Genomic DNA, 22,539 nt, shown 5'->3' with positions numbered 1-22,539 from the left:
AACTTGTTTTAAACTAATGCAATAAAGCATAGTAGTAACTGAAAATATAGCTAGACTAAGCTAAATAAAAATAAGCTATTTGTGTCTTGCTCGGCTACCTTTATTAAGATACTATCAAACACCTGTTTGAATATCAAACACCTGTTTGAATTTATTTTACCAATTACAATGAAATATGGGGAATTACCATGGAACGAGAATCGATGGAGTTTGACGTAGTAATTGTTGGTGCTGGTCCCGCCGGTTTATCAACTGCTTGTCATCTAATGCAACTAGCACAGCAACAAGAACAAGAATTAATGGTGTGTGTTGTAGAGAAAGGCTCTGAAGTTGGTGCTCATATCCTTTCTGGTGCGGTATTTGAGCCTCGCACATTAACTGAACTTTTTCCTGATTGGCAAGAAAAAGGTGCTCCTTTAACGACTAAAGTTACTGGCGACGATATTTATTTACTCAATAGTGATAATAATGGGATAAAGTTACCTAACTTTGCGGTACCTAAAACCATGCATAATGAGGGCAATTATATTGCTAGTATGGGTAATGTTTGCCGCTGGCTTGCTGAGCAAGCTGAAGAGTTAGGCGTTGAAATATTTCCTGGTTTTCCTGCCCAAAGTGTTATTTATAATGATGATGGTAGTGTTGGTGGTATTATTACTGGCGATATGGGGCTTGATGCAGAAGGGAATGAAAAAGATTCATTTATGCCGGGAATGGAACTTCGTGCTAAATACACTGTGTTTGCCGAAGGCTGTCGTGGGCATTTAGGTAAAGAGTTGATTGCCAAGTTTTCATTAGATGAAGGAAAATCACCTCAACATTATGGTATTGGTTTTAAAGAAATTTGGGATATAGACCCTGCTAAGCACCAAGAAGGTTTAGTTGTTCATACAGCAGGTTGGCCGTTAGATAAAGATACTACTGGTGGTGGGTATTTATACCATGCTGAGAATAACCAAGTGTTTGTTGGTTTAATCATTGATTTAAATTACGCTAACCCGCATTTGAGTCCATTTGATGAGTTTCAACGATATAAGCACCATCCAAAGATCAGCCAATATTTAGAAGGCGGTAAACGAGTTTCTTATGGTGCTCGAGCTATGGCTAAAGGTGGTTTTAACTCTTTACCTAAAATGACAATGCCTGGTGCCTTATTGGTAGGTTGTGATGCAGGTACGATTAACTTTGCTAAAATTAAAGGTAATCACACCGCAATGAAGTCAGGCATGTTAGCTGCTGAAGCAATCGTTGAAGCTTTAAGTAATAGTGAAGATGTTGCAGCAGAAGGTAAACAAGATCTAACAAGCTTTACTGATAAGTTCAAAGCCTCTTGGTTATATGATGAACTATATAACACTCGTAATTTTGGTCCAGCCATGCATAAGTTTGGCACTTTTTTTGGTGGTTTTTACAACACTGTAGATCAAAACTTCTTTGGTGGGAAATTGCCGTTTAACTTTAAAGATGACAGTTTAGATCATGCCCAATTGAAAATGGCAAGTGAAGTAGCTGTTATCGAATACCCTAAACCGGATAAAAAATTAAGTTTTGATAAACTTTCTTCAGTGTTCTTGTCTAATACCAATCACGAAGAAGAGCAACCTTGTCATTTGAAGTTAGCAGATAGTAGCATTCCTATCAGTGTTAATTTAGTTAACTTTAACGAGCCAGCGCAACGTTATTGTCCAGCAGGTGTTTATGAGGTGGAGAGCACAGAGGACGGAGATAAGTTTGTTATAAACGCACAAAACTGTATCCATTGTAAAACCTGTGATATCAAAGATCCAAGTCAGAATATCACTTGGGTTACTCCCGAAGGGACTGGTGGTCCGAACTACCCTAATATGTAATATATTAAAAAGGTAATATTTATAAGGCTGTGATGTTTATATTACAGCCTTAATTTTTTGTATTAGTTAATTTCAATCAAATCGAATCGGCTTAACGATTGAATAGATTGGTGCATTTTACTTTCTGTTTTATCAAGCTCTGACATCTGTATGCAAAATTGCTCTGCTTTTTTTCCTAATACTTTTGCGCTAGCGCCAATTTCTAACTCTAAATCCTTGCCCATAGTTTCCATACGTTCATCAAAGGTAGTAATTCGCTGCTCAGCATTTCTTGGGTTGTCATTATCCGAATCCTTAATAATAGCTTCACCGACAGCCAGTAAAATAGTGCCAATAGAATCTGAGATTATCTCTTCTAACTCTTGTTCAAATTCACCGGTAAATATATCGTCAAAGTCATCGAAGTCTTGTGGTGCTATATAATAATTATTAGCGCTTTGGTTAAAACGCTTTCTCATCCGCCACTTTAGATCATCAAATTTAGTTTGTATCTTTTGCTGTGAAACACTATTTTCGCCTGTCAAACCACCAATAACTTTATTTACTGCTTTTAAACCAATATCAACGCCTTCTATAGCAATAGAAACTATCTCTGGAATTTGCTTGCGTATACCGTTAGAAAATTCATTTAATATTTTTTCCTGCTCGTTATCGAGTGTTATTTCTCGACCCTCAATAAAAAGTTGAGAGCTACCATTAATTTGAATGACAGTTTTACCATGATCGATGATACGGATATGGCTTGGGTCAATGATTACTCCATAATTTAAATTAATCGAGCATTGTTTTGCTTGGCTATTGAAACTAATTATCAGTGTTAGCGCCAACAATAGTATGGAGGTTATTTTTATCATTTTATGTATTTACTATTGGGTCAATAAGAACCTTTCGTTCTTTATAAATCATTCTACTCGGTCCATATTCTCGACGAGATCTATCATGAAAATCACCTACAATAAGTTCTACTCCATGATATAGCTTTTCTGTTGCCTCTATATAGACACCTTCCATATATTCTTGTGTAGCTTTTTCATGTGCTTCTTTTTCTAGCAGTATTTCACCCATACGCTTGGCATGAAACTGATAAGTGGAGATCACTTTAGCTAACATTTCAGGGTTTGCTTTTTCTTTCGGCAGTTTTTTCAATTTATTAGTTGCCGCTTTTAATTCAGTGGTTTTAGCTGAATCCACTTTAAGCCTTGAATCAATCTCTTGCATTTGTTCTTTAAACTTAAGTATTTCGTGTTCAAAATTTATAATCGTATTACTACCGGCAGTTGCGCCAACCATACCCGCACTGACGAAAGTTCCTGCTTTTATATAACCACCGATAAGCTTTCCGTTTGATTGTTCTTCGGTACCAAGCCTTAGTGCGCCTTGGATATTTAGTAGGCTATGTAACAGTTGATTTTCAATGCGAATATCTTTACCACAGTTTATTTGCGCATATTGTCCATACTTTGCGTAAATACTCCCTTTAGCATTGACACTTACGCTCATTTGAACGTCAGTAATTTTTGTTTTTTCTATATCGTGTTTTCGGCCAATAATTCCGCCAGAGATAGTCACATCACCACCAGCTTCGATCATCGCGGACTCAACAAAACCACCTACAGTCACATCGCCACTGGCAATCACTTTCATGCCTTCGGTAACATCTCCTTCAATAATGACACTACCCGTGAAGTTGATATTGCCACTGCCAACAGTGACATCCTTGATTTTATATACTTCATCAACTTCCATCCCGTTAGGTATCAGTTTAGGTAAGCCTACTTTTTCAGAAACTAATACATTTTCATTTTTAGGGCTGATAGTTGTACCTTCTCCAGGAACCAACTCAACATCATTACCTGGCTCGGGAGCTAGTGGTGTTGCCGTTACCGTATATCCTTGTTTTCCTGTTGTCAGCGGAACCTTTTTTGCTAATGGATCGCCAACCTTGACACAAATAATGTCACCTAAGTCACGCATGTCAACACTACCATCTTCACGTTTCTTAGGACGTAGGATGCGAGATTGCGCACTTTCAACGAGTGGTTTGATTTCAGCATCTTTACCGTTAATTGCCAATTTTCCTGTGGCAATTTGTAGGTTTACCTGCGAGTTTGGACTTGCTTTTGCAGCTAGATGAGCGAGTTTGATTAACTCTTCTTTACTAAAGCCTTTTTTAACTCCCATATCTTGAGCTGCTTTTAATATCGCTTTAGCTGATAAGTTTTTGCCGCCTTGAGCAGGCATTATCTCGGCAGTAGCTCCCATTTCGTCTTGATCAATGCTGACGGTAATTTTAGCGTCTATACGCTCTAATACTTGATAAGTGAACTCTCGTCCCGTTTTATTTTCTTGCAATGGTTTTAATACATCATTGAGTTCAGCAATAGCGTTTTTAATATTTGCGTTATTGATAGCAAGGTCGACGTATTCTGAGTCGCTAATTAATTCAAGTACAGTGGCTTCTGTAATAGAGTCACCGCCTTTGACAGGAGAAATTTTTAAATCAATATTGTCTTTGGCATTAACGACTAAACTGAGCTGACTCATATAGGGTTTTCTCCGACATCATCATTAAGAAACTAATGAACTACTTTGATGGTATTAAATTGGTTTTTATTAATACAAATAGGAATTAAATATAATTATCTTGATGGATCTTGATAAATGTTTTGGTTTCAACTTTACTGTAGTCGATTTTATATTCTTTACCGTCTAACGCTTGAACAAAAATCAATGTTTTCTCTTCACCAAACAATTCAGAAGATTCGACATGCAATACTTCTTGGTATGCTTTTTTAGCAATAGAGCGTTTGGCAGGGATATCACCTTTATAGATTCCAATACCACGGTTGCTAACAATCACAACAGGGTTCTCGCCATTGACTATAAGTAAGTCAAACTTTTTTACTTTATGAATAATGGTATTGCGACCACTCGTTATAAAATTTTTATCTATCAAAATAGGCTCCAATCTAAAATACTGTAAATATTTTGTTATTAGTGTTGGTTAATCATCATGGGCAAAAAATCGTAAAGCTATAAATAATATAGATGAGATTCTAATAAATGACTTTGATTCTCCGTAAAGCATCACAATATTGGCTTAAATAACACTTACCACAATGAATTGTGACTATCATGTATGGAGATAATGGTACATATATGTAAATATATAAACTTTTGATTAGCTTAGCAATGAGTTGTTAAAAAAACCTAGCTAACTTGCCTTTCAACAATGTAATGCGCGGTCTGTTGACTGTTTATCAACTCCCTTCGAACTAAATCAATACCAATACTGGCAACATACTTTTGAAAATAACTACGCGGAAGAGGCATTAATAAGCAAATGGCTTTTAAATTGTTTTTACTTCCCCAGGCCAACCAAACTGTACCTACTGGCTTTTCTTTACTGCCACCTTCAGGACCTGCTATGCCTGTAACAGCGATGACCATATCTGCGGATGATTTTTGTAAAGCTCCTTCAGCCATGGCTAGCGCTGTTTCTTTACTGACAGCACCGTGCTCAGCTAACATGCTTTCATCAACGGAGAGTAGTTTAGTTTTCATGGTATTACTGTAGGTAACAAATCCAGCTTCAAAAGAATGAGAGGAGCCCGGCTCTCGAGTGATTAAACTTGCAATTTGTCCTCCGGTACAAGATTCAGCAGTCGTTATCGTTAAATTCTGCTCTTGAAGCTTTATTAACAAGTGTTTAGCTAAACTCAATGGTGTTTCTTCAACCTTTGCTAATAAATGATCACCTAGCAGGGTAGAGAGCTTCTGTTGCCACAACCCCTTATTTTTGTATCCTTGTTGACTGTTCGTCGTTAACTTAACTTCCAAGAGAGGCATACCTGCTCTAAATCCCAATTCAATATCACTTGGCCAGTCTGGTAATTGTTCATCGACCATTTTTTGTAGCGTTGATTCACCTAACCCAAAAACTTGCAGTCGAGTAACATCTGATATCAATTCATTAGGAATTGTTTTTACTATATCCGGTATGATTTGCTCTTTGAGCATGATGTTTAATTCTCTCGGAACACCCGGAGTGCAGTATATGTCGCAATTAAAATGATTGACCTTAAAACCAACGGCGCTTCCTTGTCTATTGGCAATAATTTCACAACCTTGAGGTAGTATTGCTTGTTTTAAATTAGGTTTATTTAACTTTACGCCACGTTTAGTGCACCATGCTTTTAGATGAGCTAATGCTTGTGAATGTTCTGATAACTCGACTTTAGTGGCATTTGCTAATGCTTGTGCAGTTAAGTCATCAATCGTTGGACCTAATCCGCCGTTTATTATTAGGATATCGGATTGCTGTGCTAACTGGTTAATTTCATTAATCAACAAATCTAAATCGTCTGCTATAGTGACTTTGCGAGATATTTCTAAGCCAATTTCTTTAAACTGTTCAGCAATCATCGCTGAGTTACTATCAACAATATCACCTGTCATTAATTCGTTGCCCGTTAATAATAGTTGTACTTTTGGCGCAATCATTTTATGTCCTATAAATATTTTTAAGTAAGTTAAACCTTTTTAACTTACTTTGCATCTCAATATGTAAAGCATGAAAATACTATAATTAGGGGAAAATATGAATACATTATTAAAAAGCAGCTTATTGGTTTGTGCAGTGTTGGGTACATATTCTTTAACATCTCAGGCTGAAGTTGTTGATACTGTTGAGCGCTCTTTTGCTGTAAAGGACAACAGTTTATTTAGTTTAGAAAATATTAATGGTGCTATGGTCATTTCAAGTTGGCAAGAATCAACAATTAAAGTTGAGGCCACTATAAAAGCTGATTCACAGGCACAGCGTGATCGTGTTGAAGTAAAAATAAGGCAAAGTGGTCAACAAGTCGCCGTAGAAACTCATTATGAAGAGAATGCTGGTTGGGGCAATGAACAATCTGCCCAAGTAGAATATAAAGTTTGGCTACCAAGCTCGACTAATTTAACCGATATTGAGTTAGTTAACGGTAGTTTAAAAATTAATGACGTTAGCGGTGAGGTAAATGCTCAGGTAGTCAATGGTTCAATAAAAGCCACGGGACTAACCAAAGACAGTGAGCTGAGTTCAGTTAATGGTAGTATTAAAGTCACATATCAAGACTTTAGTGAAGATATTAAAGACATAGATTTAGAAACCGTAAATGGCAGTATTAAATTATATGTACCCAGTGATATTGATGCGAGTTTAGATATTGAAACGATGCATGGCAGTATAAAAACAGACTTTGGGTTAGACTCTCAAGAGAATGTTTTTACTGGTCATAACTTACGTGGCGATATCGGCTCTGGAAAAGTAAATATTAATATGGAGAGCGTGAATGGCAGTATTAAAGTGCTAAAAAATTAAGTTTATTCAATAGGTACATTATTACCTGAGTTACCTGATATAAGAATAACTTATTCAGATTGGCTTTACCTACATTTACCATTAAAATAAACACCATCGCGCATAAATAAAATATTGCTCGAGGGTGTTTTGTTATTTCCTCTTTAAAATAATGAGCAAGTAATCCGTGAAATTCGATAGAAAATTATTGTTTGGTCGTTGGTTTCGTCATGGCATTGACGATCAAAATAGAAAAATTGTTGAGTATGCTCAACTTAGTTCAGACGGTAGTTTTGAATTTACTTTTATAACTTATGAAGTACAAGAGAATAAGACGGAACAACTAATAGAGCAGGTAACCGAATTAGGTGATTGGGGATTAGTGGCTGATGTTCACTTTACTATTACTAAAAATGAAATTATTGATGAGGAACTTTACGGAGTCGATCTTAATGATGAAAACAACTACCATGCTTACAGAGTGTTACAGCTAGATCACCATATTTTTGAATATCAGCATATCGATACTAAAGAAATTTTCATGATGCGTAAAATCACCGACAATATTGGACATTGTTAGTTTATTATCAATTGAATAGATTGTTATTCATTTGGAATTAGTCACAAATTTGAGTAGAAGTTAGGAAAATAATGAAGCAGTTCAAATCAGCCAGTTTAATTACCGCAATAAAAACACCTTATACCGAAACCGGAGAAGTAGACTTAGCAACCTATGATGTTCTAGTACAAAATCAAATTGATGCTGGCGTTGATGGCATTATTGTTGGTGGTACAACTGGCGAGGGACATTTACTTAGCTGGGAAGAACACTTGATTTTGATTGCCCATAGTGTTCATAAATTTAGTGATAAGTTACTCATTATTGGTAACACCGGCAGTAATAATACTGGTGAAGCTATTAAGGCGACAATCAATGGTTTTGCAGCAGGAATGGACGCTACTTTGCAAATTAACCCATACTATGGCCGAACCTCTACTCGAGGTGTAATTGAGCACTTTACTCGAACTTTAGATATTGGACCTGCCTTTATTTATAATGTACCAGGGCGAACAGGGCAAGACTTAACCCCTGATATTATTGAAACGTTAGCTAAACATAAAAACTTCATTGGCGTTAAAGAGTGTGGTGGTAACGAACGTATTGCTCACTATGAAAAACAAGGAATCGCTTGTTGGTCAGGTAATGATGATGAAAGTCATGATGGACGCCATCAATACGGCTCACATGGCGTAATATCAGTAACATCCAATGTTATTCCAGGCATCATGCGCCAATTAATGGATAACGAAAATAAAGCATTAAATTCTCGTGTTCATGGCTTAATGCAGTGGTTGTTTTGTGAGCCAAACCCTATCGCAGTAAATACTACTTTGATGATGACTGGAGCTGTTCAGCCAAACTTTCGTTTACCTTATATTGCTTTATCAACAGAGCAACGTCAGCAAGGATATGAATTACTAAACGAACTAGACAGTAGTGAAATTGTCGGCGAATCTTTAGCTTTACTGGCCGATGATGATTTCAATTACTGCGTATAAGCTGATATCAATCTAGACATTTGTAGCTGTGGCTTGAGTAAGTAAAAATATTTATTTGCTTGAGTCATATTCAAAAGATTAACTGAGTGCTTCCTTAGAAAGACTTATTTACTGTGAAAGTAGCTGAGTCCTTAAGTCTTGAGGTAATTCAAAATGCTTAATCTCGCCTGATAAAGGGCAATTAAAGCGTAAACTCATCGCACATAACTGTAAGTTAATGCTTGCGTCTTTACCTTCAATACCATGTAGCCTATCACCGACCACGGGTAAACCAATACTAGCAGCATGGACACGTATTTGATGCTTTCTACCACTATCAATTTTTACCTCGATTAGAGATTGCTTGTTTATTTCATCGAAAGATAAACAAGTAAAAGTACTACTCGCATTTTTACCATCAACATCAGATGTGATGGTTTGTGGCTGTTCATGTAGGCGATGATCGCCATGAACAATAATTTGATAATGCTTGGTCAGTGAATTGTCCTGCGCTGTTCGCTCTTCAAACATGGTAGATAAGGCTCTTGCTGCTTTTTTACTATGAGCAATGAGCATTAAGCCTGTTGCTGCTCTATCTAAACGGTGAATGACAAAAGCGGGGCGTTGCTCAGTAAAATACTGCTGTACAAAACGGCCAATAGTACAATGTTCACTCCATTTAGAGCCTTGAGAAAGCATGCCATAAGGTTTATACCAAACGCTGTAATGACTTTCGTCACTGATCAAAAGTGCATCATCAACTTCTGACCCAAGTACGGCTTCATTATAATAAAGGTGTAACTTATCACCCGCTTGAAGTGTTTTTTTTACTCGACGTAGTCTTTGAGTATGCTTACCTCGAGTTAGCCATAATGCTCCTTTACTGATCGCTTGTTTCAGATGGCCTTTGCTTAAGGGATTTCCACTTACTTCAAGGCTATCAAATAATATTGAAATAGCTGTATTATTGATTTGAATCGAAGCGTCACTAACAGTTACGTGGTGCTCAAAAATTGCTGTCATTGAGGAAGTAAAATAGGAAAATAATATTGCTTAGTTTAACACTTTTATCTGTTATCAGGTAAAATGTCTGCCATTCCTTTTAAGTTAACATATTAGTCGAGTTTGTTCATGAGCCGTGATTTAACCCTTTTTCCACAAGATACTATTGGCGATGCTTTATGGAAAATGCATCAAGCTGGCGATGATCTTGACCAATTGAGAGAAGTCGAATTCTCAATATTATTTCCCTCACCAGAGCTAGCGTTGCAGTTTGGTCAAATATTGTTAGAAAATAACCAAAAGCTTTCTTTCACACCATTTCAAGATAATGAAGAACTGCCTTGGGAAATAACTGCTTACCCAGAAATGCCATTAACTTATGAGAATATTTGCGCCTATAAAGAGTTACTCGAAAGCAGTGGTGCGCCATTGCAAGGCAAGTTCGATGGTTTTTACTGTTTATAAAATTTTCTGGTGATAACGAATGATTGATATTAAACAGTTTGAACAGCTGCAAAAGAAAAGTAAAAACTCATTTGCTGAGCACCGGCAAGTATTGAAAAAAGTAATGGCGGGTCAAATAGTATTGTGTGAAGTTTGTCGGCAGCCTTTAACTTTACTAACACCAGAGTCTGAAAAAAACTCACCTTCAAACATTTCAGGTATTCGCTGCAGCAAAGGTTGTACTGAAATTCAGTTGGATTTCGTATAAGTTTTTATAGGTTTAATGTCGAAGAGATTAAGTGATATTTATCATAATAAGTGCTCTAAGTCTGCCATTGAAGCTTTTAATTTTGGTGTTATCCACTGCTCAAAAAGTTTAACTTTCCGCCAAAGAAATTGCCGCTCTGGAGCAACTAGGTGAAGTGAATATGGACTTTTTTCACCATAATTAAGTAATGTAACCAATCGACCATCACGCAAATGCTCTATCACTAGGCTAGTATTCACTAATAGAAAACCTTGCCCTTGAACGGCACTATTAATTAACGGCAGAGCGTCATTTGCCTGAATGACGGGAACTAAACTTTGGTAATCTATATTATTACTATGACAATATTCTTTAAACTTTTGTTGTAAACCTATCGTGGTATCTTCAATCCAAGGGAGATTAAATACCTGCTTAGGATCCTTGTCATCAATATCTTTGATTAACTTTGGACTAGCAACAAAACTTAAATTGTCATGGTAAATTTTCTTTTGTTGTAAATCACTGTGCTTTCCGGTACCCATACGAATAGCCAAATCAATATTTGATTGCTTAAAGTCGATAAGCTCACTTGAGGGAGCTAATTGCACCATAATTTCAGGGTGTAATTGTTGAAATTCTTGAAGCCTTGGAATAAGCCAGAGTGAGCTAAAAGAGTGTACTGCTGAAATACGTAAAACATGTGGATTAGGATCGCCGGTAATAAGTTGTACGCCATTAGAGAACTCTTCAAAAGCTCTTTCAACGAAGGGTAATAATTGTCGACCTTTATCAGTAAGTGTTGTTTGCTTGTTAGAGCGCAAGAATAATGTTGTTTGTAGACGCTCTTCTAACAATCTAATTTGTTGGCTTACTGCTGCCTGAGTCAAATTTAGTCGATCCGCAGCTTGCTTGAAATTCTTCGCTTGCCCAACGATTAAAAAGAACTGTAAGGATTTTAGCGGTGGTAAATTTTTCATGGTTAAGTTTTTCTTAAGTGAACTTAATATTAAATCGTTTGTTTTGTCACCTTATCATATCTAATCTGTTATCTACACTTTCGATACTAAATGGAAAATATATGAAAAATTCAATCTTAAAAATACTTGTAATATCTTTATATTCAATGGTTTTATTATCAGCTTCTTTATTGGCCTTTGAATATTCTAGGCTAATAAACCCGCAAGAAAAAACGTATAAACAATTGAGTAAACGAGTTAATGATATTAAGATTTACTATACTAAAAATGATGAGGTCGTAACGTGTAGAGTTAAAGTTAAGTTAGTGCACATGATCTGGGAGTCAGCTGAACATCAAGTTAAAAATGAAACACCTGAGGTGGAGCCTTTATTTCAGTGTTTACCTAAAGAGAGAGCAGAATGGTTGTTGTTACAATCATTTTTACAGTTTGGTCGTGGGTTATAATACCTTGCTAAAATTGCTTCACAAATAATTTAAGGAAAGATGATGAATTTAAATCAAGTGACTTTACCAGTACATGATATGGATAAGTCTACAGAGTTTTACCAGCGTTTAGGTTTTACCCAAATTGTTGATACCCCACATTATGCTCGTTTTGAATGTCCAGAAGGTGATTCTACATTTTCATTGTCATTAACCGACTCATTGGCCAAAAGTGGTGCGGTGATATATTTTGAGCATGAGGAGCTAGATGAATGGGTCACGCAATTACAATCTAAAGGTGTTGAGTTTATTCATGGGCCAAGAGATGAAAGATATTTATGGCGGGAAGCGTCGCTGTATGATCCTAGTGGCAATAAGATCATACTTTACTGGGCTGGCGAAAATCGCCTTAACCCACCATGGCGAGTAGAAAAGTCAAGTTGATTTAGCAAGCAATACTACTAATCACAGCGGCTAAAATAAGCTAAACTTAGAGTTGAAATATATAATTAACCTGATAGCCCTTTATGTTCAAAACCTTGTTCAAAATTATTCTATTCGTATTTTCTTTACTTATATTCCACAGTGAAGCGAAGAGTGATTTTAAAGTTGTTTTTGTTAACCCTGGTCATTCAAGTGAAAATACCACAGGCAGCTTTTGGCCGAATGTTAGCCGCTTTATGGAAGTGGCAGCTATTGATTTTAATATAGAGTTAATTACCCTTTATACTCAACGAAACCACATTGTAATGACAAATTTAGCTGAACAAATATTAGCTAATAAGCCTGATTACGTGGTTTTAGTAAATGAAAAAGGTGCGGCTTTAACGCTAATTAAACAAATATCTGCCGAGAATATTCCAATATTTATGCTATTAAATGATATCAGTCATGAACAGCATACTCAGCTATCAACCGAACAGAAGTCGTTAATTACGGGCAGTTTAGTGCCCAATAATTTTATTGTCGGCAAACACTTGATAGATGACTTAGCTAGTAGGTATGAATTACACGCACAAGAAATGAGTGGTAATAGCCCAAAGAATGTTTTGGCACTACTAGGAGATTACAACACACCAGCTTCCTTAGCTCGAGAAAAAGGATTGACAGAAGGGCTGCTAAGTCATCAAAATTTACAACATATTGATAGTACTGTAGCTCATTGGTCTAAGAGAGAAGCATATCAAAAAGTTAAAGGTATTTTACAACGCACTCGAATTGATATTATTTGGGCGGCGAATGATGCCATGGCATTTGGTGCTAAACAAGCTGTTCTAGAGTCAAAAGTCGCGTATCCAATTATGATTGGCGGCATCAACTGGGATATTGATGATAGCCATTACCCGGTAGATGTTTCCTATGGTGGTCATGTTACCTTAGGAGCCAAAGCGTTAATTATGCTTGCAGATATTAATGAAAATAAGTTACCAATTAGTCAAAGACATCAGGTTATTAATATATTTGAGTCAAGTTTAAGCCCATTTTATAAAAGCTTCAGTCATCGTTTGGTCAACAAACAGTTTGATTGTTACGACTTTTCTCGTTTTAAATATTCAGAGAACAAAGTGCTTGAATATACTATCGAAAACTTAGAAAAAACATCTTTGAAAAGTGACTTATGCTCTCAATGATGCATCCTCTAATAAAACCCTACTAAATAAACCTACAATTAACGCTATAGGAAAGTCGCGATATCGGTTAATGATTTTTTAACCTGAGCATGAGTTGGTATCGTGGCATCATCAGCAGGATAGCCTGCAATTAATAACATATATGCGCGTTCATTATCGCCACGGTTACAAACTTTATTCAAAAATGACATAGGTTTAGGTGTGTGAGTTAAAGTTGCTAAGCCAGCATTATGTAGTGCGTTAATTAAGAAGCCAGTGGCAATACCTACAGACTCATGAACATAATAGTTAGTGTTTTTGTCTTCTTCATTAATGCCGCCCTTTTTTTGACTGAATATAGCAATCAGCCAAGGTGCATGCTCTAAATAAGGTTTACTGGCATCGGTACCTAAATCTTTCAGAGCATCAAGCCACTCTTCACCAGCGCGGCCATTATAAAACCCTTGCTCATGATGCTCAGCTTGCTCCCGTATTTGTTTTTTAATTTCAGGTGAATTAACTGCAACAAAATGCCAAGGCTGATGATTGGCACCACTTGGCGCTGTACCTGCCGCTTTTAAGCAATTTTCAATAATAGCCTTATCAACAGGTTTATCGCTGAAGCTTCTGATTGAATGCCGACGTTTAATGTCGTGATAAAAAGTTTCGGAGCGCTCTAGCATTTCAGCTTTTGGGTATTCAATGAAGTCAGTTAAAGGTAAACAGTCATGATCTTGCATTAATAGTCTCTTATTCTTTGATTGTACTTATTAGCCTAACAGAAGTTTTTGACAATAAAAAACCCGAACAAGGTCGGGTTTTATTTAAGGTGTATCAGTTTGCTTACATGATTAACCAATAAATGCTCTAGCGTTACGGAACATACGCATCCAAGGTGAATCTTCACCCCAACTATCTGGGTGCCAAGAGTTAGCTACCGTTCTAAATACACGCTCAGGATGTGGCATCATGATAGTAACACGACCATCGGTGGTGGTTAATGAAGTAATACCGTCTGCAGAGCCATTAGGGTTTGCAGGGTAAGTTTCTGTAACATCACCGTAGTTGTTGACATAACGCATCGATACTGTACCTGAATTATTAGCAGCATCTACTGCTTCATCAGAGCTAAATTCAGTACGACCTTCACCGTGAGATACTGCAATTGGCATCATTGAGCCAGCCATGCCTTTAAATAATACCGATGGGCTTTCTTGAATTTCAACTAATGAGAAACGTGCTTCAAAACGCTCTGATTCATTCTGCACAAAACGAGGCCAGTGTTCACTTCCAGGAATAATATCTTTTAGGTTAGATAACATCTGACAGCCATTACAAACCCCTAATGAGAAGGTATTGTCACGCTCAAAAAATGCTTTAAACATAGCGCGTGCTTTTTCATTGAATAAGATTGATTTTGCCCAACCTTCACCTGCACCTAATACGTCACCGTAAGAGAAGCCACCACAAGCGACTAAGCCGTTAAAATCAGCTAAATCGGCTCGGCCTGATAGAATATCAGACATATGTACGTCAACGGCAATAAAGCCGGCGCGATCAAATGCTGCAGCCATTTCTACGTGGGAGTTAACCCCTTGCTCACGTAAAATAGCGACACGTGGGTTAGTGTCGTTTTGGGCATCTTTAGCAATCAAGTCAGCAACATTATCTTCGTTGATATCAAAAGTTAATTCAGCTTGTAAACCTGGATCTTCAGTATCAAATTTAACGTCGTGCTCTTCTTGAGCACAAGCTGGGTTATCACGTAACGATTGCATCTTATAAGTGGTTTGTGCCCACGTAGTACGGTAATAAGTACGAGAATTCTCAAGCACAACTTCACCATCACGGCTAAAGCGGATTACGTCTTCATTATTAATGCGACCAACATCAGTACAACAATCTAAAATGCCATGAGTTTCTAACACTTTATGAATAGCATCGACATCAGATTCACGAACTTGTATAACAGCGCCTAGCTCTTCATTGAAAAGCACAGAAACGTTATCACCACTGTAGCTAGAAAGATCAATATCAATACCGGTATGACCGGCAAAAGCCATTTCACTTACCGTGGTAAATAAACCGCCATCAGAAATATCATGATAAGCAATTAACTTTTCATCACGTACTAAAGTTTGCATAGCATTGAAGAAACCTTTTAATGTTTCTGGGCTGTCAACGTCTGGAGTTTCATTACCTAACTGTTTATAAACCTGTGCTAGACATGAACCACCTAAACGGTTCTTACCTTTTGATAGGTCAATGGCTACAAGACGGGTGTCGCCTAAATCAGTACGTAGTTGAGGTGTTACGGTTTTACGAATATCTTCAACAACACCAAAGGCGGTAATCACTAATGATAACGGAGAGGTAACAGATTTTTGTTCACCATTCTCATCCCACTGGGTTTTCATTGACATAGAGTCTTTACCCACGGGTATGGTTAAACCAAGGGCAGGACATAGTTCTTCACCAATTGCTTTAACGGCTTCATATAGACCAGCATCTTCGCCAGGGTGACCTGCCGGTGACATCCAGTTTGCTGAAAGTTTGATGCGGTTTAATCTATCACCGTCAGTACCAGCAATATCAGTTCCAGCAATATTGGTTAAAGACTCAGCCACAGCTAGACGAGCTGAAGCGCCAAAGTTAAGTAGGGCTACCGGAGTACGTTCACCCAATGACATAGCTTCACCATGATATGAATCAAGTGCGGAGGCGGTTACGCCGCAATCTGCTACTGGTACCTGCCATGGGCCAACCATTTGATCTCGGTTTACCATACCGGTTACGCTTCGATCACCAATAGTGATTAAGAAAGTTTTCTCAGCAACGGTTGGTAGGCTCAATATTCGGTTAGCAGCATCTTCAAGGGCAATATCACTGGTATTTAATGTGTCACCAACAGCTTTAGTACTTTTAACATCTTTAATAATTTTTGGTGTTTTACCTAATAACACATCAAGCGGTAAATCAATTGGCGTATTTAATGCTTCATCGTTAGCAAAGTGTTCATCAGTAACGGTTAAGTGTTCTTCTTCAGTAGCTCTGCCAACAACGGCAAATGGTGCACGTTCACGGGCACAAATTTCAGTGAATTGTGCTAGTTGCTCATCAGATACCGCTAGTACATAACGTTCTTGTGATTCATTACACCAGATTTCATGTGGCGCCATACTGCGCTCGTCATTAGGCACATTACGTAGTTCAAACACACCACCTCGGCCGCCATCAGAAACTAGCTCTGGGAAAGCATTTGATAAACCACCAGCGCCGACATCATGAATAAATAAAATTGGGTTTTTATCGCCAAGCTGCCAACATTTATCGATAACTTCCTGACAACGACGTTCCATTTCTGGGTTTTCACGTTGTACAGAAGCAAAATCTAAGTTTTCAGCTGATTGTCCTGATGCCATACTTGATGCAGCACCACCACCTAAACCAATGTTCATGGCTGGGCCACCAAGTGCGATTAAGTTGGCGCCAACAACAATATCACCTTTTTGTACATGCTCATCACGGATATTACCTAAACCGCCAGCAAGCATAATTGGCTTATGATAACCACGTACTTCAACACCGTTGAAGGAATTAACTTCTTCTTCAAAAGTACGGAAGTAACCTAAAATAGCAGGGCGACCAAATTCATTGTTAAACGCCGCACCACCTAATGGACCTTCCATCATGATATCAAGGGCAGAAACGATACGACTTGGCTTGCCAAAATCTGTTTCCCAAGGTTGTTCAAAGTCAGGGATACGTAAATTCGATACAGAAAAACCTACTAAACCCGCTTTAGGTTTTGAACCCACACCCGTTGCGCCTTCATCACGAATTTCACCACCAGAGCCAGTAGCTGCGCCAGGGTATGGTGAAATAGCAGTAGGATGGTTATGGGTTTCAACTTTCATTAATACCTGAATGTCTTCATGGCTATAACCGTAGACATTAGTTTCAGGGTTAGGGAAGAAGCGACCACCTTTATTACCTACCATTACAGCAGCGTTATCTTTATAGGCACTTAATACAAAGTCAGGATTTACTTCATGGGTATTGCGGATCATTTTAAATAATGATTTAGGTTGTTTCTCACCATCAATAGTCCAATCAGCATTAAATATTTTATGACGACAATGCTCAGAGTTAGCTTGGGCGAACATATAAAGTTCGATATCGTGAGGATTACGGCCTAATTTACTAAAGTTTTCAAATAAGTAATTAACTTCATCATCAGCAAGGGCTAAACCTAGTTCAATATTGGCTTGCACTAAGGCATTTTTGCCACCATTTTCAATATCAATCGCAGTTAACTTGCCTGGCTCTGCACTAGCAAATAACTGCTCTGCATCACTAAAGTCAGTAAAAACACTTTCCATCATGCGGTCATGTAAAAGTGCAGTTAGTTTAATTTTTTGCTCTGCGGTTAAGCTAGCGCCATCATTAAGAGTAATGTAATACGCTAAGCCACGCTCTAAACGGTCAACTTGCGTTAAACCACAGTTATGGGCAATGTCGGTTGATTTAGAAGACCAAGGAGAAATGGTGCCAGGACGAGGAGTTACTAGTAAGAACTGACCTTGTGGCTCATGCTCTTCAATAGTTGGTCCATACGTGAGTAATTGTTGTAAAACGTTTTCTTCATTGGTCGCTAAAGTGCCATTAAGTTTGGCAAAGTGGGCAAATTCAGCATAGATATCTGTTACTGGTAGTGCTAAATCAGCACATTGCGCCAGTAGCTTTTGTACTCTAAAATCAGAAAGAGCAGGAGCGCCACGAAGGTTTTTTATCAACATCGTCATAGGGTTAATCACCATATTTATGTAGGGTTTTCGTTTATATACATTTAGGCTAGATATTAATTTTAGCCTAAGCGAAAATTTCGCGCGTATTATAATTGTTTTTTCATCGTTTAGTAAGCGCTAAAGCGCTATGTTTTAATTAAAAATTTGTACAAAAAAAAAGTACTTGGCTAACAAGGTAATACACGCGACAATTACCCTATGAAACTTATCGACTTTATACAAAAAAATATTTTTCGCGTAAGACGAATATTTTTAACTTTATTGCTACTCACTGTGCTTTTTTCTTGTGATGAAAAAAATCAGCAAGCAAGTTTCGCACGCATCATTGATCGTGGTTTTGTTACTGTTGGTACCTTGTATGGACCTAATAGTTTTTATATCAAAGGTGATGGTGTTCAAAGTGATGATTTTTCTGGCTTTGAATATGAGCTGGCAAAAAAATATGCCCAATCCCTTAATGTTGAGCTTAGAATTGTTCCTAGCTATAACTTAGATGAGTTATTTATCAAGTTAAACAATGGAGAAGTTGATTTTCTGGCGGCAGGTTTATCCGTTACGGATAAACGTTTACAGCGTTTTCGGTTTGCACCAAGCTATCAAGAAGCCACGCAAAAACTAGTGTTTAAACAGGGAAAAACTTGGCCAAGAAAGTTAACCGATTTATCAGGTACGTTAATGGTTACCGCTGATTCGAGTTATGTGGAAAACTTAGAACGATTACAACAAACGAATCCTGAGCTTACTTGGCAAGAAAGTAAAGACTTTGACAGTGAAGAGCTATTGTTAAAAGTACTCGATGAAGAAATTGATTACACAGTAATTGACAGTAATATTCTCGCGATTAATCGCCGCTATTACCCAGAAATTAGTATTGCCTTTAGTATTAGCCAAGCAGAGCCATTAGCCTGGATGTTAAGTCAAAACAGCGATGATGCCATTTTAGCTAGCTTGGTGGAGTTTTTTGGTCAGGTTCATCACGATGGTACTTTGTTAGCTCTAGATGATAAATATTATGGTCATATCGAAGAGTTCAATTATGTTGAGACACGTACTTTTATTAAAGCAGTAGAAAATAAATTACCTAAATACCAACCTTTATTTGAAAAGCATGGTCAAGAAATTGATTGGCGTTTATTAGCCGCAATCAGTTATCAAGAGTCCCACTGGCGGCCACATGCCCGCTCTCATACTGGAGTACGTGGCATGATGATGCTGACACTGGATACGGCAAAACAAATGGGCATTAAAAGTCGCTTAGATGTTGAACAAAGTATCCGCGGTGGTGCTAAATACTTTAAGCGTATGATAGATAAGATGCCAGATAGGATACCAAGCCCCGATAGGATGTGGTTTGCACTAGCTTCTTATAATGTTGGTTTTGGTCACTTAAATGACGCCAGAATTATTACTCAACAACAAGGAGGAGATCCTGATCGTTGGGTAGAAGTAAAAACACGTTTGCCATTATTACAGCAGAAGAAATATTATAAAAAAACTAAATATGGTTATGCACGAGGTGCAGAGCCAGTAAGTTATGTGGAAAATATTCGTCGTTATTATGATACTTTGACTTGGTTAGATAATAAGTCAAAGGAAAGTGCAGCAGAGATAGCTGATACCGCAGAAATTACAGAATAAAACATAATCAATATAATTTGTTTAATGATTGTCATATGCTTGTCATATACTTAAACAATAATGAAGGAAATTAAATAATACATTAAAGAAAAGAGAAACTAATTATGAAAATTAGAAGACAAAAATCAGCCAACGCCCGTAAAAAGCATTTGAAAGTTCAGCATCATAAAGTGAACGCACGTAGACAATTTTACTTCAATCAACAGTTGTCACAAGATACAACGACGCAAATTAAAGAACACTAAATTTTAGCTTTTCTCGCTTGCTTAGCCTGTTTTTTTTCACTGCGACGTCGTTTAAAAAAATCCGATAATAACTTACTGCACTGCTCAGCCATAACTCCAGCTTCAACAACAATCTGATGGTTAAGTTGAGCACTATCTACCAAGTTAAAGGCGCTTCCTGCGGCACCCGTTTTTAAATCTTTACTGGCATATACAAGCCGCTTAATTCTACTGTGAACCAATAAACCTGCACACATAGGGCAGGGCTCAAGTGTCACATACAAGGTACAGTCAAGTAACCGGTAATTCTTAAGTTGTTGTCCTGCTTGGCGTATCGCGATCATTTCTGCGTGCGCAGAGGGGTCGTTTAGCGTAATTGATTGGTTAAAGCCTTCGCCAATAATTTTTCCTTGGTGAACCATGACGGCACCTACAGGGATCTCATCGATACTTTCTGCTTGTTGTGCTAACTCAAATGCGCGTTGCATAAAGTCTTTATCTTCGGATTCAGTATTTGTACTCATCAAAGAAATAGCTCCAATAAATCATTTAGGTATCGATGACCTAACTGCGTGACCTGCCATTTTTCCCGTGTGCATAGTAATAACCCTTTATCTTGAGCTAACTCCAATGTCGGTAAAATTGAACTCATTGGTAAGTTAGTACGCTGTTGAAAGTCATGTAAAGTGAAACTAGAAAATAAGCGCAGCTGGTTCATCATAAATTCAAAAGGTAATTCGCTGGATGCAACACTGGTTAAGTGATCTAAAGGATTTCGATCAGGGTCAAGGTAGCCTTTAGGATGCTTTACTTTAATGGTGCGCTTAATTGTGCCTGTTTTACTGTCGGTAATTTTCCCATGAGCGCCACAGCCAATACCTAAATAATCGCCAAAGCGCCAATAGTTAAGGTTGTGTTGGCATTGTTTACCTTTTTGGCTAAAAGCCGAAATCTCATACTGTTGATATCCTGCTTCAGCTAACATTTTAAAACCTTGATCTTGAATCTCCCACAAGGTTTCATCTTGTGGTAATTTTGGTGGTTTAGAATGAAAAGCTGTATTAGGTTCAATCGTTAACTGATACCAAGAAAGGTGATCTGGCTGTAGGCTTATCGCTGTTTTCAAATCGTCAAGAGCATTCTCTAGGGTTTGGTTGGGTAAACCATGCATTAAATCTAAATTGAAACTCTTTACCCCAGAAGTTTTGGCAAGTTTAGCCGCTTGCTCTGCTTGGCTAACATTATGAATTCTGCCTAGCTTTATTAACTTTTCTGACTCAAAGCTTTGAACGCCAATCGATAAGCGGGTAACACCTGCCTGAGCAAAACCAATAAACTTATCTGCTTCTACAGTACCGGGATTGGCCTCTAAGGTTATTTCTAGTGAGTTATCATGTGAAAACCGTGAAAGTACTTGAGATAATAGGCTTTCAATAGCACTTGGTGAAAATAAGCTTGGCGTACCACCACCAATAAATATGGAATGCAGCTTTCTACCCATTAACTCAAAGCGTTGCATATCAGCATCTAAATCTTTGATTAATGCCGTGACATAGTCTTGCTCTGGAATCTGAGACTTTAGGGCATGAGAGTTAAAATCACAATAAGGGCACTTCTCCACACACCAGGGAATATGAATATATAAAGATAACGGTGGTGCGATTAAAAAGTTAGTACTCACTCTTTTTCTCTCGTTCTGTATTCGGGGGGGATTGGAAATACTATGATACTAGCTCAGCGACAAGTTTAGCTAATGCTTGGCCTCGATGGCTTAATTTATTTTTAATATCGCGAGGTAACTGTGCTGAGGATAACTGTAAATCATCTTGCCAGAACACAGGATCATAGCCAAAACCTTGCTCTCCTTGTTTATCTCGGCTAATACTACCTTCCCAAACACCATGACAGATTATTGGTATTGGATCATTTTCATGCTTCATATAGACTAAAACACAATGAAAACGTGCAGTACGCTCACTTTCAGGTACATTCTCTAAAGCAATAAGTAATTTATTGGTATTATCGTTGTCACTTGGGTTTTCTAGTATGTCGCCAGCATAGCGAGCAGAATAAACGCCGGGTGCACCTTGCAAGGCATCAACTTCTAATCCTGAATCATCAGCAATAGCAGGAAGGCCTGTTATTTTTGAGGCATGACGTGCTTTGATTATGGCATTTTCAACAAAGGTAGTGCCCGTTTCGGCTACTTCAGGCACATCAAAATCACTTTGCGGTACGATGCTGATTTGATATTCGGCAAGTAAACTGGCTAATTCTTTTACTTTACCTTGATTGCCTGTGGCTAATACTATTTTCGACATGAGGAGTTTTTTCGGTGGCTTAGAATAATGGTGACTATGATACCTTACTTTATGGAGAGGGTGTTAAAGGTACCTGATTTACAGAGAGTAAAAAGCCAATGTTAATCATT

Annotated in this window: 22 protein-coding genes; 11 read left to right on the top strand and 11 right to left on the bottom strand. The window is 37.7% G+C overall.

What is annotated here, in order from left to right:
* The first annotated feature begins 188 nt into the window (after positions 1–188).
* Positions 189–1,850 carry an electron transfer flavoprotein-ubiquinone oxidoreductase gene (locus AC27IF_RS07435; RefSeq protein ID WP_487053320.1) on the top strand — a complete coding sequence of 554 codons (1,662 nt, stop codon included), beginning with the start codon at positions 189–191 and terminating at the stop codon, positions 1,848–1,850.
* A gap of 62 nt (positions 1,851–1,912) precedes the next feature.
* Here the strand turns inward: AC27IF_RS07435 and AC27IF_RS07430 are convergent, their stop codons facing one another.
* The 4 genes from AC27IF_RS07430 to AC27IF_RS07415 all read right to left on the bottom strand — a co-directional run bounded on the left by AC27IF_RS07430 (position 1,913) and on the right by AC27IF_RS07415 (position 6,353).
* Positions 1,913–2,704: a DUF2884 family protein gene (locus AC27IF_RS07430; protein WP_487053319.1), complete on the bottom strand. Its 792-nt coding sequence runs from the start codon at positions 2,702–2,704 to the stop codon at positions 1,913–1,915.
* A gap of 1 nt (position 2,705) precedes the next feature.
* Entirely contained in the window at positions 2,706–4,394 is a 1,689-nt protein-coding gene (locus tag AC27IF_RS07425) for a flagellar assembly protein A (protein ID WP_487053318.1), read from the bottom strand.
* An 85-nt stretch (positions 4,395–4,479) separates the two neighbouring features.
* Entirely contained in the window at positions 4,480–4,806 is a 327-nt protein-coding gene (locus AC27IF_RS07420; RefSeq protein WP_487053316.1) for a hypothetical protein, read from the bottom strand.
* 254 nt (positions 4,807–5,060) lie between these two features.
* On the bottom strand, positions 5,061–6,353 hold the full coding sequence (locus AC27IF_RS07415; protein WP_487053314.1) for a CinA family nicotinamide mononucleotide deamidase-related protein: 1,293 nt from the start codon (positions 6,351–6,353) through the stop codon (positions 5,061–5,063).
* 97 nt (positions 6,354–6,450) lie between these two features.
* Here AC27IF_RS07415 and AC27IF_RS07410 point away from each other — a divergent pair, with 97 nt between their 5' ends.
* The 3 genes from AC27IF_RS07410 to dapA all read left to right on the top strand — a co-directional run bounded on the left by AC27IF_RS07410 (position 6,451) and on the right by dapA (position 8,754).
* Positions 6,451–7,215 carry a DUF4097 family beta strand repeat-containing protein gene (locus AC27IF_RS07410; protein WP_487053313.1) on the top strand — a complete coding sequence of 255 codons (765 nt, stop codon included), beginning with the start codon at positions 6,451–6,453 and terminating at the stop codon, positions 7,213–7,215.
* Positions 7,216–7,381: 166 nt separating this feature from the next.
* On the top strand, positions 7,382–7,774 hold the full coding sequence (locus tag AC27IF_RS07405; RefSeq protein WP_487053312.1) for a hypothetical protein: 393 nt from the start codon (positions 7,382–7,384) through the stop codon (positions 7,772–7,774).
* Between the two features lie 71 nt (positions 7,775–7,845).
* A complete protein-coding gene (gene dapA / locus AC27IF_RS07400; protein WP_487053311.1) occupies positions 7,846–8,754 on the top strand; it encodes a 4-hydroxy-tetrahydrodipicolinate synthase in 909 nt (302 codons plus the stop codon).
* A 108-nt stretch (positions 8,755–8,862) separates the two neighbouring features.
* On the opposite strand, the gene AC27IF_RS07395 is transcribed toward dapA, so the two are convergent.
* Positions 8,863–9,756, bottom strand: a complete 894-nt coding sequence (locus AC27IF_RS07395; protein ID WP_487053309.1) for an RluA family pseudouridine synthase — start codon at positions 9,754–9,756, stop codon at positions 8,863–8,865.
* Between the two features lie 108 nt (positions 9,757–9,864).
* On the opposite strand from AC27IF_RS07395, the gene AC27IF_RS07390 reads away from it, so the two are divergent.
* Together AC27IF_RS07390 and AC27IF_RS07385 are read left to right on the top strand one after the other, a co-directional pair.
* Positions 9,865–10,200 (top strand): ribonuclease E inhibitor RraB, encoded by a 336-nt coding sequence (locus tag AC27IF_RS07390; protein ID WP_487053307.1) that lies wholly within the window; start codon positions 9,865–9,867, stop codon positions 10,198–10,200.
* Positions 10,201–10,219: 19 nt separating this feature from the next.
* Positions 10,220–10,447: a hypothetical protein gene (locus tag AC27IF_RS07385; RefSeq protein WP_487053305.1), complete on the top strand. Its 228-nt coding sequence runs from the start codon at positions 10,220–10,222 to the stop codon at positions 10,445–10,447.
* A gap of 41 nt (positions 10,448–10,488) precedes the next feature.
* Here AC27IF_RS07385 and AC27IF_RS07380 read toward each other — a convergent pair whose 3' ends face one another.
* Positions 10,489–11,403, bottom strand: a complete 915-nt coding sequence (locus AC27IF_RS07380) for a LysR family transcriptional regulator (RefSeq protein ID WP_487053303.1) — start codon at positions 11,401–11,403, stop codon at positions 10,489–10,491.
* A 101-nt stretch (positions 11,404–11,504) separates the two neighbouring features.
* Between AC27IF_RS07380 and AC27IF_RS07375 the strand changes: the two genes are divergently transcribed.
* The 3 genes from AC27IF_RS07375 (at position 11,505) to AC27IF_RS07365 (ending at position 13,459) form a co-directional block, all read left to right on the top strand.
* The gene (locus AC27IF_RS07375; protein WP_487053301.1) at positions 11,505–11,849 is read left to right on the top strand and encodes a hypothetical protein; all 345 of its coding nucleotides are present in this window, start codon (positions 11,505–11,507) and stop codon (positions 11,847–11,849) included.
* Between the two features lie 42 nt (positions 11,850–11,891).
* Positions 11,892–12,272 (top strand): VOC family protein, encoded by a 381-nt coding sequence (locus AC27IF_RS07370; RefSeq protein WP_487053337.1) that lies wholly within the window; start codon positions 11,892–11,894, stop codon positions 12,270–12,272.
* A gap of 83 nt (positions 12,273–12,355) precedes the next feature.
* On the top strand, positions 12,356–13,459 hold the full coding sequence (locus tag AC27IF_RS07365) for an ABC transporter substrate-binding protein (RefSeq protein WP_487053299.1): 1,104 nt from the start codon (positions 12,356–12,358) through the stop codon (positions 13,457–13,459).
* Between the two features lie 44 nt (positions 13,460–13,503).
* Here the strand turns inward: AC27IF_RS07365 and AC27IF_RS07360 are convergent, their stop codons facing one another.
* On the bottom strand, positions 13,504–14,178 hold the full coding sequence (locus AC27IF_RS07360) for a nitroreductase family protein (protein WP_487053297.1): 675 nt from the start codon (positions 14,176–14,178) through the stop codon (positions 13,504–13,506).
* Positions 14,179–14,289: 111 nt separating this feature from the next.
* The gene (gene purL / locus AC27IF_RS07355; protein ID WP_487053295.1) at positions 14,290–18,243 is read right to left on the bottom strand and encodes a phosphoribosylformylglycinamidine synthase; all 3,954 of its coding nucleotides are present in this window, start codon (positions 18,241–18,243) and stop codon (positions 14,290–14,292) included.
* Positions 18,244–18,444: 201 nt separating this feature from the next.
* Between purL and mltF the strand changes: the two genes are divergently transcribed.
* Together mltF and AC27IF_RS07345 are read left to right on the top strand one after the other, a co-directional pair.
* Positions 18,445–19,884, top strand: coding sequence for a membrane-bound lytic murein transglycosylase MltF (gene mltF / locus AC27IF_RS07350; RefSeq protein WP_487053294.1), 1,440 nt, complete (start codon positions 18,445–18,447; stop codon positions 19,882–19,884).
* A 104-nt stretch (positions 19,885–19,988) separates the two neighbouring features.
* A complete protein-coding gene (locus tag AC27IF_RS07345) occupies positions 19,989–20,129 on the top strand; it encodes a hypothetical protein (protein ID WP_487053292.1) in 141 nt (46 codons plus the stop codon).
* On the opposite strand, the gene tadA is transcribed toward AC27IF_RS07345, so the two are convergent.
* Genes tadA through rdgB form a run of 3 tightly spaced genes read right to left on the bottom strand, consistent with a single transcriptional unit; the run spans position 20,126 to position 22,429 of the window.
* Positions 20,126–20,632 (bottom strand): tRNA adenosine(34) deaminase TadA, encoded by a 507-nt coding sequence (gene tadA, locus AC27IF_RS07340; protein WP_487053290.1) that lies wholly within the window; start codon positions 20,630–20,632, stop codon positions 20,126–20,128. The genes AC27IF_RS07345 and tadA overlap by 4 nt on opposite strands.
* The gene (gene hemW / locus AC27IF_RS07335) at positions 20,632–21,789 is read right to left on the bottom strand and encodes a radical SAM family heme chaperone HemW (protein WP_487053288.1); all 1,158 of its coding nucleotides are present in this window, start codon (positions 21,787–21,789) and stop codon (positions 20,632–20,634) included. Before hemW ends, tadA begins: the two co-directional genes overlap by 1 nt.
* 40 nt (positions 21,790–21,829) lie before the next feature.
* A complete protein-coding gene (rdgB, locus tag AC27IF_RS07330; protein ID WP_487053286.1) occupies positions 21,830–22,429 on the bottom strand; it encodes an RdgB/HAM1 family non-canonical purine NTP pyrophosphatase in 600 nt (199 codons plus the stop codon).
* Positions 22,430–22,539: the final 110 nt, after the last annotated feature.

This window comes from Colwellia sp. KS18-150, assembly GCF_057551365.1.
This window is presented reverse-complemented; position numbering and strand designations above follow the sequence as displayed.

Coding starts and splice junctions, on each gene's coding strand:
- AC27IF_RS07435 (WP_487053320.1), top strand. CDS start 189: ATGGAACGAGAATCGATGGAGTTTGACGTAGTAATTGTTGGTGCTGGT.
- AC27IF_RS07430 (WP_487053319.1), bottom strand. CDS start 2,704: ATGATAAAAATAACCTCCATACTATTGTTGGCGCTAACACTGATAATT.
- AC27IF_RS07425 (WP_487053318.1), bottom strand. CDS start 4,394: ATGAGTCAGCTCAGTTTAGTCGTTAATGCCAAAGACAATATTGATTTA.
- AC27IF_RS07415 (WP_487053314.1), bottom strand. CDS start 6,353: ATGATTGCGCCAAAAGTACAACTATTATTAACGGGCAACGAATTAATG.
- AC27IF_RS07410 (WP_487053313.1), top strand. CDS start 6,451: ATGAATACATTATTAAAAAGCAGCTTATTGGTTTGTGCAGTGTTGGGT.
- dapA (WP_487053311.1), top strand. CDS start 7,846: ATGAAGCAGTTCAAATCAGCCAGTTTAATTACCGCAATAAAAACACCT.
- AC27IF_RS07395 (WP_487053309.1), bottom strand. CDS start 9,756: ATGACAGCAATTTTTGAGCACCACGTAACTGTTAGTGACGCTTCGATT.
- AC27IF_RS07390 (WP_487053307.1), top strand. CDS start 9,865: ATGAGCCGTGATTTAACCCTTTTTCCACAAGATACTATTGGCGATGCT.
- AC27IF_RS07385 (WP_487053305.1), top strand. CDS start 10,220: ATGATTGATATTAAACAGTTTGAACAGCTGCAAAAGAAAAGTAAAAAC.
- AC27IF_RS07380 (WP_487053303.1), bottom strand. CDS start 11,403: ATGAAAAATTTACCACCGCTAAAATCCTTACAGTTCTTTTTAATCGTT.
- AC27IF_RS07375 (WP_487053301.1), top strand. CDS start 11,505: ATGAAAAATTCAATCTTAAAAATACTTGTAATATCTTTATATTCAATG.
- AC27IF_RS07370 (WP_487053337.1), top strand. CDS start 11,892: ATGAATTTAAATCAAGTGACTTTACCAGTACATGATATGGATAAGTCT.
- AC27IF_RS07365 (WP_487053299.1), top strand. CDS start 12,356: ATGTTCAAAACCTTGTTCAAAATTATTCTATTCGTATTTTCTTTACTT.
- AC27IF_RS07360 (WP_487053297.1), bottom strand. CDS start 14,178: ATGCAAGATCATGACTGTTTACCTTTAACTGACTTCATTGAATACCCA.
- purL (WP_487053295.1), bottom strand. CDS start 18,243: ATGACGATGTTGATAAAAAACCTTCGTGGCGCTCCTGCTCTTTCTGAT.
- mltF (WP_487053294.1), top strand. CDS start 18,445: ATGAAACTTATCGACTTTATACAAAAAAATATTTTTCGCGTAAGACGA.
- AC27IF_RS07345 (WP_487053292.1), top strand. CDS start 19,989: ATGAAAATTAGAAGACAAAAATCAGCCAACGCCCGTAAAAAGCATTTG.
- tadA (WP_487053290.1), bottom strand. CDS start 20,632: ATGAGTACAAATACTGAATCCGAAGATAAAGACTTTATGCAACGCGCA.
- rdgB (WP_487053286.1), bottom strand. CDS start 22,429: ATGTCGAAAATAGTATTAGCCACAGGCAATCAAGGTAAAGTAAAAGAA.